We start from the raw sequence: 10,886 nt of genomic DNA, 5'->3' as shown, positions 1-10,886 counted from the left end.
GATGCGAGCATTGTTCGGGAGGGTGGGAGACCTTGTGCGAAAGCCAGCAGAACACCGGGTACTCAGTTGACGGCGGCTATGCCGAGTTCGTGCGGGCAGATGCCGATTATGTCGGCCAATTACACTCTGCGTTGGAATTCGGCCCTGCGTCGCCCGTGCTATGTGCGGGTGTGACTGTCTACAAAGGTCTCAAAGAGACGGAGGTGCGCCCGGGTCAGTGGGTGGCAATCAGCGGCATTGGCGGGCTGGGTCACATGGCCGTGCAATACGCCAAGGCCATGGGCATGCATGTGGTCGCCGTGGATGTCGCGGATGACAAGCTGAGCCTTGCAAAATCACTGGGTGCAGACGTCACCATCAACGCCACCAACACCGACCCGGTCAAAGAGGTCACTGACCATCTGGGCGGCGTGCACGGGGCGTTGGTGACCGCCGTTAACACCCAGGCCTTTGCCCAGGCCACCGGCATGTTGCGGCGCCATGGCACGATGAGCCTTGTGGGCTTGCCGCCCGGATCGTTTCCCTTGCCGATATTCGACGTGGTGTTAAAGCGCCTGACAATTCGCGGTTCCATCGTGGGGACGCGTCTGGATCTGGCAGAGTCGCTGAGCCTCGCGGCAGATGGTTATGTTTCGACCCATTTTGAATGGGACAAGCTTGAGAACATCAATGCGATCTTTGACCGGATGAAGGCTGGGCAAATCACTGGACGTACCGTTCTGGAGATATGATCCAGACTGGCCCACACTTTGCGTGGCCTTGATCATTCTGAGCTTCAGCGCGCTTTTGCCACTTGGCGGCTTTGCCACTTTCCAACCTGTGTGCGGACGCCACCGACCTTGAGATAAGTCAAGGGCGGCGCGCAATGGGCCCACTAGGGTGAAGTCCAATTCAGGAGAGGCGAGCAAAATGACATCTACAATGAGAATGGTTTACGGACTGCTGGCCGCAGTCAGTCTGACGGCCTGCGCACCGGATAACAGGGAACCCGATCTGAGCGCTGACCACGGCGAAAAGCTCTATCTCCAGAAATGCGCGGCCTGTCATGGTGTCGATGCCAACGGTGGCAGTGCGCCCGACCTGACCACGTTATCTGCGCAAAACCGGGGTGTCTTCCCCCAGAATTTCGTGATGAGCGTCATTGACGGCTTCAATCGGCGCGATCACCCCAATTCTGTTATGCCCGAATTCGGAAACGAAGACTTGGGGCCGACTGTTCAGGTCGAGGATGGAGGGGCGACCACGCCGACACCGTCCGATCTGATTGCTTTGGCGGCCTATCTGGAAAGCATTCAGAGGTAGGTGTCAGCCTTTGCCGGATTGCGCGATTTGCGCGCAATCACGGCACAAGACCGCATAGAGCACGGCTTGTAACCGGGCTTCTGAAATCGGTCCGCCACATTTTTTGCAGAAGCCATACGAGCCGTTCGCGATCTCTGCCAGCGCGTTTTGCAGCAGTGCGACCTCCCTTTGCGACACACGCCCGATCCCCTCAAGAACCTCATCATCTTCCAGGTCAATTGCCTGATCGCCCAGATCCTTGGGCTTGGGAGTTTCAAGTTCAGTTTCGATGTCCTGCATGCGCCCTCCCAGTTCGACAAGCCGGGCTTCGATCATTTTCTTGAAGTGAGAGAGATCTGTCATTGTTCCACCCCCGCTTGTTTTTGAAGCATTGCTGGTCGTGCCTGCACTGCTGCCAGCGCTTGGATACGTGCAGTCAATGCGTCAAAGAACAGCCCCCTGAATGCACGATGGCGCGTCAGAACAGAGGCGCATACGTCGTGGGTCATGCTGAGCATTCGCAGATCGCGTGTCGCATAGGCGTAAGTCTTGTGCACATCCGACTGCAGGATCACGGTTGGTCCTGAAAGCTCGACCGCAAATCCGCATTGCCATGCCGCACGCAAGTCACCTGTGAGAACAATTGCAAGATCGGCATCGTCGTCGAGGGTCAGGCGCTGGCCGCATTCAACAGCATCCATAAAAACGCCGCCGTACGGCTCAAGCCCGCAGCCTACAAGGTAAGCCAATTCATCGGTGATAGGACAGGTCCCATGCATTGTGTCCGTTCCATATTCTTGTCACATGGCTCAGCTTAGGGCGCGCCATGCGGCCCGGTATTGAGAATTGTCAAAGCTGTCGCGGGTGTCAGCGCAGACTGTAATAGACCAGCAAGCTTGCAACGAAACTGATCAACACCAGCACGGAATCCAGACCCACATTGCCAAGTCTGGGTTTGCGTCGGATCAGTAGCCCCGTCAGGAAGATCGCCGTCACAACAATTGCAAAGCCCAGCGATGTCAGCACGATCGGTGAAGTCGTGCGCAAAACGGGTCCTGAGTGAAACAGGATGTCGGCAGGGAACACCAAGACCAGCATAATCAGATTGCTGCCGAAGATGTTGGAAATCGCCAAGGTGTAAGCCCCCATGCGCACCGCGGTGATGCTTGTCGTCAACTCGGGCAGGGATGTGGCAGCCGCCAACAACGTGACACCTATGAAGCTGGCGCCAAGCCCGGATTGAATAGCCATGCTTTCTGCGCTGAGCACCAGAAGACTGCCGAAGATCAGAATCGCTGCACAAGCGAGCACGGCTTGTGCAGCAAGGATTGTCGTGGATGCATCGGTCAGGCCGGTGGGTGCTGGAAATGGCAGGGGGTCGGGGTCAGGGAGGTCTACCGGAACCCAGTCGCTGGCTTCGTCATAGCTGCGCAGCAACCAAAGTGTCCCGGCATAGACCACGGCGAGGATCACCGAACCTGCACCAACGCCCGCAATCGCGAATGGCTCACCGACCGCCAGGATCACGATCACCAGTCCGAGCATCAGAACAAGCAGGGTCGCCTCAAGCGCATGGTTGGCTTTACGCGGGTAGTTGGTGATTGCGCCGCGCGCCCAGAAGTCCGACATCGCCAGAACCGCCGTCTGCAACGCGATGCCACCAAAAAGGTTGTTCAAAACCAGTGCCTGTGCCCCTTGCACCGCAGCCGTCAGTGTCGTGGCGATTTCAGGTAGGGACGTTGCCGTGGAAAGAAACAAAAGGCCCACAAGCGACTTTGCCAGATTTAGACGGTCCGAAAGTGCATCCGCCAGATAGGCCAGTCGTGCTCCTGCCACCCAGACAGCAAAGGCGCTGATGGCAAAGACCAACGTTGTCAAAGGCAGGCTGCTGCTGAGATGTCCCATGCGGGCGGCTTACGCGTACCGTCTGATGACCGGTCTGACATTTCTCAAGTCCGTGCGTCTGTCGGGCTTGAGCAAAATCAAAGATGCTCTTCTGGGCATAGTCTATGATGGCCACAAGAGGACAAGTGCCATGTTTTCAAATGCCCGCACCATCATCACCATTTCTGGCTTCCATATCCGGGTCGACCCGAGTTGGATCCTGATTGCAGGTCTGATCACTTGGAGCCTCTATCAACACACTTTTCCCGCCGTCTTGCCCGGTTTGTCGAGCTGGACATATGCGACGATGGCCCTTCTGGGCATGCTGCTCTTTTTCGCCTCACTTGTGGGTCATGAGTTGGCCCATGCAGTGACGGCCCGGCACTTTGGGGTCGACACGCGGAACATCACGCTCTTCCTGTTCGGCGGTGTTGCCGAGCTTACTCAGGAGCCCGCCAGGGCCATGCACGAGTTCTGGATCGCGCTCGCCGGCCCGCTGATGAGCCTTGCCTTGGCTGCGATGTTTTGGACATTTGCGGTGTTGGGCGCGGTGTTCATAGGGATGGGGCCGGTGGTTGAGGTGTTGCGCTACTTGGCGCTGATCAACCTTGTGCTTGCGCTCTTCAACCTGCTGCCTGCCTTTCCACTGGATGGCGGGCGCATCTTGCGTGCGTGGTTGTGGCAGCGCAGTGGGGATATCCTGGCGGCCACGGAAACCGCCGCTCAATCCGGTACTGTCCTTGCCTACGCTTTGATGGGTCTGGGCCTGTTGGGTCTGTTTCAGGGGGCGGTGATCGCCGGGTTCTGGCAGATTCTGATTGGCCTTTTTGTTCTGGCAGCCGCGCGCAGTAGCCTTGAAGCGCAGCGCACCAGAACACTGCTGGGTCCGCGCGAGGTGCGGGCCTTGATGACATCCGAGGTTGTGACAACCGAGGCCAACACCACCCTGGCCGCACTTGTCAATCAGGTGATGCTGCCAAAACGCATCGGTTTTGTACCTGTTGTCGAAGACGGGCAACTGCTGGGCCATATAGACACTGATGTGATCAACGGCATCGACCGCGAAAACTGGGCCAGTACCACCGTGGATGACGTCTTTGTCGAGTTGGATGAAGCGGTCTGCATTCCTCCGGACCTACCCGTTCTGGACCTGATGGAGCGCATCTCGCAAACGGGCCAACGCAAGTTCATGGTGGTTGCAGGCAACCTTTTGATGGGCGTCGTTTCGCTGTCCGATCTTACCCGATACCTTGGATTGCTGGCGATGTTGGGAAGAGGAAGCAACGCACCCGCGTCGACACAAACCTGGCGCGAAACCTCTTGACCCAGATCATGGTGGATTGATGTATCCCGGTTAAATCGATCCCAAAGAGATGGAACCCGATCCTTGGACCACGACCGCGATGCAGCCCTTCTTACCGCTCTGATGGACGCGGCCGTCGATGCAATCATCGTCGCTGATCGACACGGCGTGATACAGCGCGTCAACCCCACGGCGGAACAGTTGTTCGGGTTCAACGCGGGCATGCTTGTCGGGGAAAGTGTAAACGTGCTGATGCCCAAAGCGCTAGCGGATTTGCATGACGGGTTTGTGGCGCACCACCTCGAAACGGGTGAGAAGCGGATCATCGGTATCGGACGCGATGTGGAAGGAAAGCGGCAGGACGGAACGGTTTTTCCCCTGCATCTGTCGGTGGGGAGCGCCGAAGTTGACGGTGACACAGTGTTCATCGCCATCCTGCACGACCTGACGGCACGTCACGCAGCGCAAGAGGCTTTGGCCCGCTCTCAACGATTGGACGCGGTCGGTCAACTTACCGGTGGCGTTGCCCATGACTTCAACAATCTGCTGACCGTGATCATCGGCAATCTTGAGCTGTTGCAAATGCGCGGCGCAGACGAACGTCAGAGTGGCTTGATCGACGATGCGCTCACATCTGCAGAAATGGGCGCAGACCTGACCCGGCGCCTTTTGGTCTTTGCGCGCAAGGGTGACCTGAAACCTGTCGAAGTCGACTTGCGTGAACTATGTCGCGACGCCCTTGCGATCCTGAAACGCACAATCGGGGAGCGGTACGAGATCCGAACCGACTTTGCGAAATCGGTCAGCAAGGTGATGATCGACCCGGTGCAACTACAATCCGCGCTGATCAACCTGGCCCTCAATGCCCGCGATGCAATGCCCGAGGGTGGAGAGTTCCTGATCTCTGTCGCCGATATCACCATCGACGATCACTACATGGCGCAGGAGACCGATATTGAGCCGGGTCATTACGTCAGGCTGTTTGTCAGCGACAACGGCGAAGGCATGCCGCTTGAAGCCCAACGCCGTGCATTTGAGCCGTTTTTCACGACGAAGGCGGAAAACGGTGGAACGGGTCTCGGCCTCGCTATGGTGTACGGCTTCGTACGGCAGTCCGGCGGTCACATCACGCTGTACAGCGAATTGGGCCATGGAACGAGCTTTGGCCTCTACTTTCCTGCGCTGCAGCGCGCCCGCACACCACAAACGAGTGGCGAGGACCAGATAGGCAGCGACCTGCCTCGCGGTACGGGCCAGGTTGTTCTGATTGTCGAGGACAACCCCCATGTACGCAAACTGTCCATCGAGCGGATACGCGATTTGGGTTACCAGACACTGGACGCGGCCAGCGGCGATGACGCCTATGCCTTGTTAGGCACCGGGGCACATGTGGATGTGCTGTTTTCCGATCTGGTGATGCCCGGATCGCTTAACGGCTACGACCTGGCCGCCAAGGTCCGCGCGGAGTATCCGCACGTCAAAGTCCTTCTGACCTCGGGCTATGCGAGCGACGTGATCACCGGCAAAATGGGGGCAACGGGCGAATACAAGATCCTTCACAAGCCGTATCGCTATTCAGATCTGGCCGAGCGGCTTCAGGCGCTTTTGTGAAGCGTTTCCTGAGCCGGCTTGCAATCCACGTCGCAGGCAAATGTATATCCCACGCCACGCACTGTCTTGATAAGCTGTGGGTCTGACGGGTTGCGCTCGATCTTTTTGCGCAGCCGCGCCACCTGGTTGTCGATGGTCCGGTCTAGAGGCGACCATTCCACGCCTCCGGTCAGGTCCATGAGTTGATCGCGCGACAATACCCGTTTGGGCCGTTCCAGAAAGATCTTCAGCAAGTTGAAATCACCACTGGTCAGAGCACAGTCGGAACCGTTGCGATCCTTGACCTGCATCCGATCTGGAACCGCGATTATGCCGTCGAAAAAATAGGCGGCACTTTCGGGCACGGCAGTGTCGGCTGGCGTGCGCGTCTGGGCGTCAGCCTCAGCAAACTGGTGGCGCCGCAGAACTGCGCGAATGCGGGCAATGACCTCGCGCACATGGAACGGTTTCGTAATGTAATCATCCGCCCCGATTTCCAACCCCACAACGCGGTCGATTACGTCATCCTTGCCAGTGACCATTACGATGGGCACGGTTGATAGCTTGCGGATGTCACGCGCCAGATCGAACCCATTGTCCTGGCCCAAATGAATGTCGAGGGTGATAAGGCATGGCGCGTTGTTATTGACGAGCTCAAGCGCTTCCGAACCATTTGCAGCCTCCTGAACCGCAAAGCCATCATCTTCGAGCACATTCCGCAGCAAGGCGCGCACCTTGGGGTCGTCTTCCACGACAAGAATTGTCGGCTGTTGGCTCATGATCCCCTCACCGGGTTTATGTAGATGCGCCACATGTCCCCGGAACCAGCGCGCATCGGCTAGGGGAGCGTTACAATTTGATACAAAACTGTCCTGCTCAACCATACGCAAGATTACAGTCTGCGTCCAACAAGGTCCTCGGACAGCCTAGGGGGACCATAGATGTATATCACTTTGTCAGCTGAAGAACGTCCAATGCCTGCCGTTTTGGGAGGGGATGAACTTGCGCGCAAATCACTGCCCACGCGATTGCCAGAGGGCAAATATCTTTACCGCGAAGGGGATGTGGTCGAGCGGATTTATCAGGTGATGACCGGCGTTGTGCGCTTGACACGGATGCTAGAAAACGGTCGGCGGCAGGTGATCGCGTTTGGTTATCCCGGCGATATCATTGGGTTTCCCGCCAATGGGTGCCACCACGCCGATTGCGACGCGTTGGTCGACACCACATTGCGCGCGTATCGCCGCGCGGCCCTTGATCACGGCGATGGCGACCCGGAATTGCATATGGCACTTTTGCAGGCTGCATTGGGCGAAATCAGCGCCATGCAGGATCATGTCATGATGCTTGGGCTGAAATCTGCTTCCGAGAAGGTTGCCTCCTTTCTGGATGTGGTCACCCGTCGCTACGGTGAAGGCTTGGGAGCATATCGCCAGATCGACTTGCCAATGAGTCGCAGCGACATCGCCGATTTTCTCGGCCTCACAACAGAGACGGTCAGCCGCGCGGTGACCGCCTTGCGCAAGGCTGGCGTAATCGCGCTTGATGGGGCGCAAACGATCATCGTGCTAAAACCTGACACCCTTGCGGAGTTGTCGCAAGGCGACGACTAGGGTGCCGCCCAGTACACGCGTATCTCTTCGGGAAGGCACGCGCGGACATCCTCGACCTCTCCGCGACTGATCCTGCTGTTCAGCAGATCAAAGACGTATTCGGCATCCTCCGCTCCGCGAAACTCGGAAGTATCCGCCATCGCTTCGGTAATGGTTGGTCCAAAACGCAGGTGAGTGTTCGGCGTGTGCTTGGGCTGCCAGCCTTCAAACATGAGGCCGCGCACGAGCAACGGTAACTGCGCAGAAAACTGTGCCATCTCGTTCTCGGGCAGCCGGTCCCGCAAACACTGCAACGTGACACGCAGCAACCGCAGCGCGCTTCGTTTCGACGTATAGCCGACCCGTTCCGCCAGTTCGTTGATCCACTCGTGCGTCAGGTGCACGGTATGGTCGATCACTTCCAGGCCCTGACTGGACATATGTTGTATCCTCCTTTTCAGGTTTTGGGATTGTCTTGGTCGACTGGTTGCATGTCCAAGTCGAGCGCAGGATCAATATCAGGCACAAGGGCGAGCAAGGCGGCGTGGGTCATGGCGCCAACGCCCAACAGAACCAGCGTGTAATTCGCCACCCATCCGACGAAAGGGATGAAGTTCAACAAAGCGACCGCGATGATCGCGGCGGCCAGAACCACCAGACGTGTGACGTTGTGCGGATCAACCTCGCCCCCGAGACCAATCCAGACACGCATCGCCACCGCATAGGCGCCAAGCGCATAGGCCAACGTCCAGACCAACACGATGGACAAGATCGCCACAGGTACAAACGGAATCCCCACGATTGTGAGGCCAGTCACAGGCACCGCGCCAAACAGGATGGAAAGACCGATCACCCCTTGAAGCAAAGTGCGCCCTGGCGCCGCTCCAATAGATTTACGCAGCCATGATACATGCCGAGGTGCAAACCCGAGCGCAATGGCACCGAGCAGGACGAAGAACAGCAGGGTCACCAGAAAGCCAAAGAAAACAGAGGCGAATGTCGGGAAGATCGGCATCTCCCGCATCCCGTTCCATTCTCGCAAAAGTGCGCTGCCCGTCAGGGGTTCAAACGTGACGCGCGCGGCCGGGGCCACACGTGCTGGGACGTCTATCCTGGTGTCGGTCGTGTATGTCAGGCGGCCTGCGATCACCGCCTCGGGTCCGAAGCGGAGCGTTTTGGCCAAAACCAGCGCGTCGCCCGTTACGGGCGCATTCAGCAGGACATCACGCCCGGAGACGGATAGCGCACCGTCAATTGGCCCATCCACGATGACGGTCGCCCCTGCAAGCCGGGCATTGCCCCCAACACGTGATGTCGCGTCCGTTCGAACGGTGAACCCGGCAGCCGTCAAATCTTGGCCCACCGTGCCCTTGAGCGTCACGGTCGCCCCAGCGGCATAGGCGTCTTCGCCTACATCCGCCTCGATCAGGACGTCAAAAGCTGCAGCATGAAAGTCTTCATTTGCCTGCCCCAGCACCGTCGCGGATCGCCCCGCAACAAAGGCATCACCGGATACCTCCAGCGTTTGGGTAATGGTTTCGCCCGATACAAACGTGTCGCCACCATGTTCGGTCACGACGGTCTCGGCGTTACCCGCCGACACGCACAGAACAAAACCGATCAGCACAGCTGGCAAATAACTCTTTCGCATCTCAACCGCTCCTTTTCTGCAGCGACTGGATACAGCGCGTTCCCGAATTCCGATTGACAACGATCAATCGAGGTCCGCGCCGATTTGCTAGCCTACGAGGGCAGGAAACAATTGAACCAGAAAGGAGACCAATGGTGTCCAAGCCCAACCTTCCCACCCAACCGGGCAGCTTCTACCCGCCTTTTTTTCAATCTTTCCAAAAAGAAATGGCACAGATGCTTGACCATCTGCGTGGCACAGCGACCCCGCAACCGACCGAAGATTTCTTTTCCAGCGGCAGCATGCTCGTGCCTGCCATTGATGTGGCCGAGACCGAAACGGGGCTTGAAATCAGCGCCGACGTTCCCGGCGTGAGCGAAGAGAACCTGGACGTCACAGTTCAGGGCGACACGCTTGTCATCAAGGGCGAGAAAAGCACGAGCAAGGAGGAAAAGGAAAAAGACTTTCATCTTGTCGAGCGTCGCCATGGCAGCTTCCGCCGGCACATTCCGCTTGGGTTTGTCCCAGACAAAGGCGCGGTCGCGGCTGACTTCTCGAACGGTGTTCTCACATTGAAAATCGACCGTCCCGAAAACGCGACGACCGGCGTTCAAAAGGTCGACATCAAAACATCATAGAGCACTCGGCCCGGCAGCACATGGGGCCGGGCCGAAACCACCAGTCCGGAGGGGATTTTATGGGACCGAAGACAATTCTGGTGTGCCTGACCACCAAAGAACATGCTGCCACCTTGCTGAAAGCGGCCGTGCCGCTGGCCCGCCGCACTGGTGCTCATCTGATCGGCTTACACACATTGGAAGCGCTTGAAGTGTATCCCGGTATTTCCATTCACATACCGGATCAGGTCTTTGCGAATTTTAGCGCCAGTCAGAAGCAGACCGCGGAGGAGATCAAAGAGATTTTCAACGCCCACACCCGGGCCGAAGACTTTGTGAGCGAGTACCGCTTGGTGCGGGCGCATTCCACCACCGCGTCAGAACGTATGATCGAAAGTGCGCGGGCCGCTGATCTGGTGATCATGGCCCACGAAGATAAAGATTTGGACAGGTACGATCAGCGCCGCGCGCAAGAGGCCGTGATCCGCCAAAGCGGACGGCCGGTGATCGTGGTGCCACTTGGCTATGATGGTCCCGAGATCGGCCACAAGGCGCTTCTCGGGTGGAGCGAGACGAGAGAAGCGGGGCGTGCGGCCCATGATATGCTGGACATTCTGGCACCCGGCTCTGAGATTGTTGCGCTGCGCGTCAAGGACCGTGCACAGGACGAGTTGCACGACTCGGACATGCTTGACGTGACCAGCGCGCTGGCCCGTCACGGACACAAGGTAGATCTGCGCCATCTTGACCAAGCCGGTCAGGCCATCGCGGATGTGCTGCTTCAATGCGCGTTCGAAGAGGGTGCGGATATCGTTGTCACAGGTGCGTTTGGGCACTCCAACGCCTATGATTTTGTCGTCGGTGCGACCAGCAAGGCATTGTTACGAGATGCAAAACTACCGGTTCTGCTGTCGAAGTGAGCAACGGCATAGCATCCACAAAATAACAAAAGGTGCTGTTCGCTCCTACAGCGCGTAGCTTGTATCACA

The 10,886-nt window shown here is 57.8% G+C and carries 13 protein-coding genes and 1 pseudogene; 8 read left to right on the top strand and 6 right to left on the bottom strand.

Translation table 11 applies throughout. The features are described from left to right. Both AC6RA8_RS09280 and AC6RA8_RS09275 read left to right on the top strand, forming a co-directional pair. Window positions 1-731: zinc-dependent alcohol dehydrogenase (locus AC6RA8_RS09280; protein ID WP_500352252.1), on the top strand; the 731-nt coding region annotated here is incomplete at its 5' end. A 190-nt stretch (window positions 732-921) separates the two neighbouring features. Further along, window positions 922-1,302, top strand: coding sequence for a c-type cytochrome (locus AC6RA8_RS09275; RefSeq protein WP_500352250.1), 381 nt, complete (start codon window positions 922-924; stop codon window positions 1,300-1,302). 3 nt (window positions 1,303-1,305) lie between these two features. Here AC6RA8_RS09275 and AC6RA8_RS09270 read toward each other — a convergent pair whose 3' ends face one another. The 3 genes from AC6RA8_RS09270 to AC6RA8_RS09260 all read right to left on the bottom strand — a co-directional run bounded on the left by AC6RA8_RS09270 (window position 1,306) and on the right by AC6RA8_RS09260 (window position 3,159). Continuing rightward, entirely contained in the window at window positions 1,306-1,644 is a 339-nt protein-coding gene (locus AC6RA8_RS09270; RefSeq protein WP_500352248.1) for a TraR/DksA family transcriptional regulator, read from the bottom strand. Continuing rightward, complete coding sequence (locus AC6RA8_RS09265) at window positions 1,641-2,060, bottom strand: hypothetical protein (protein WP_500352246.1); 420 nt, start codon at window positions 2,058-2,060, stop codon at window positions 1,641-1,643. The genes AC6RA8_RS09270 and AC6RA8_RS09265 overlap by 4 nt, the downstream gene beginning before the upstream one ends. An 88-nt stretch (window positions 2,061-2,148) precedes the next feature. After that, window positions 2,149-3,159, bottom strand: coding sequence for a sodium:calcium antiporter (locus tag AC6RA8_RS09260; protein ID WP_500352244.1), 1,011 nt, complete (start codon window positions 3,157-3,159; stop codon window positions 2,149-2,151). On the opposite strand from AC6RA8_RS09260, the gene AC6RA8_RS09255 reads away from it, so the two are divergent. The 3 genes and pseudogenes from AC6RA8_RS09255 to AC6RA8_RS09245 all read left to right on the top strand — a co-directional run bounded on the left by AC6RA8_RS09255 (window position 3,137) and on the right by AC6RA8_RS09245 (window position 6,079). Beyond that, window positions 3,137-4,489, top strand: coding sequence for a site-2 protease family protein (locus AC6RA8_RS09255; RefSeq protein WP_500352243.1), 1,353 nt, complete (start codon window positions 3,137-3,139; stop codon window positions 4,487-4,489). The two genes, AC6RA8_RS09260 and AC6RA8_RS09255, sit on opposite strands and share 23 nt — an antisense overlap. 63 nt (window positions 4,490-4,552) lie before the next feature. Next, window positions 4,553-5,146, top strand: a pseudogene (locus AC6RA8_RS09250) (PAS domain S-box protein); the annotation flags it as partial. Between the two features lie 135 nt (window positions 5,147-5,281). Then, on the top strand, window positions 5,282-6,079 hold the full coding sequence (locus tag AC6RA8_RS09245; protein ID WP_500352254.1) for an ATP-binding protein: 798 nt from the start codon (window positions 5,282-5,284) through the stop codon (window positions 6,077-6,079). Here the strand turns inward: AC6RA8_RS09245 and AC6RA8_RS09240 are convergent. Next, window positions 6,064-6,837 carry a response regulator gene (locus AC6RA8_RS09240; protein WP_500352241.1) on the bottom strand — a complete coding sequence of 258 codons (774 nt, stop codon included), beginning with the start codon at window positions 6,835-6,837 and terminating at the stop codon, window positions 6,064-6,066. The two genes, AC6RA8_RS09245 and AC6RA8_RS09240, sit on opposite strands and share 16 nt — an antisense overlap. 162 nt (window positions 6,838-6,999) lie before the next feature. On the opposite strand from AC6RA8_RS09240, the gene AC6RA8_RS09235 reads away from it, so the two are divergent. Continuing rightward, on the top strand, window positions 7,000-7,671 hold the full coding sequence (locus tag AC6RA8_RS09235) for a helix-turn-helix domain-containing protein (RefSeq protein WP_500352240.1): 672 nt from the start codon (window positions 7,000-7,002) through the stop codon (window positions 7,669-7,671). Here the strand turns inward: AC6RA8_RS09235 and AC6RA8_RS09230 are convergent. Together AC6RA8_RS09230 and AC6RA8_RS09225 are read right to left on the bottom strand one after the other, a co-directional pair. Continuing rightward, entirely contained in the window at window positions 7,668-8,090 is a 423-nt protein-coding gene (locus AC6RA8_RS09230; RefSeq protein ID WP_500352238.1) for a DUF2267 domain-containing protein, read from the bottom strand. The genes AC6RA8_RS09235 and AC6RA8_RS09230 overlap by 4 nt on opposite strands. 17 nt (window positions 8,091-8,107) lie before the next feature. Beyond that, a complete protein-coding gene (locus AC6RA8_RS09225; RefSeq protein WP_500352236.1) occupies window positions 8,108-9,301 on the bottom strand; it encodes a DUF8173 domain-containing protein in 1,194 nt (397 codons plus the stop codon). Between the two features lie 206 nt (window positions 9,302-9,507). Between AC6RA8_RS09225 and AC6RA8_RS09220 the strand changes: the two genes are divergently transcribed. Both AC6RA8_RS09220 and AC6RA8_RS09215 read left to right on the top strand, forming a co-directional pair. Beyond that, entirely contained in the window at window positions 9,508-9,918 is a 411-nt protein-coding gene (locus AC6RA8_RS09220) for an Hsp20/alpha crystallin family protein (RefSeq protein ID WP_500352235.1), read from the top strand. Between the two features lie 59 nt (window positions 9,919-9,977). Further along, window positions 9,978-10,817, top strand: a complete 840-nt coding sequence (locus tag AC6RA8_RS09215; RefSeq protein WP_500352233.1) for a universal stress protein — start codon at window positions 9,978-9,980, stop codon at window positions 10,815-10,817. The last annotated feature ends 69 nt before the right edge of the window (window positions 10,818-10,886 follow it).

This window comes from Tateyamaria sp. (assembly GCF_059783535.1).
Note: the sequence above shows the minus strand (reverse complement) of the source record. Positions and strands in the feature narration are given on the sequence as shown.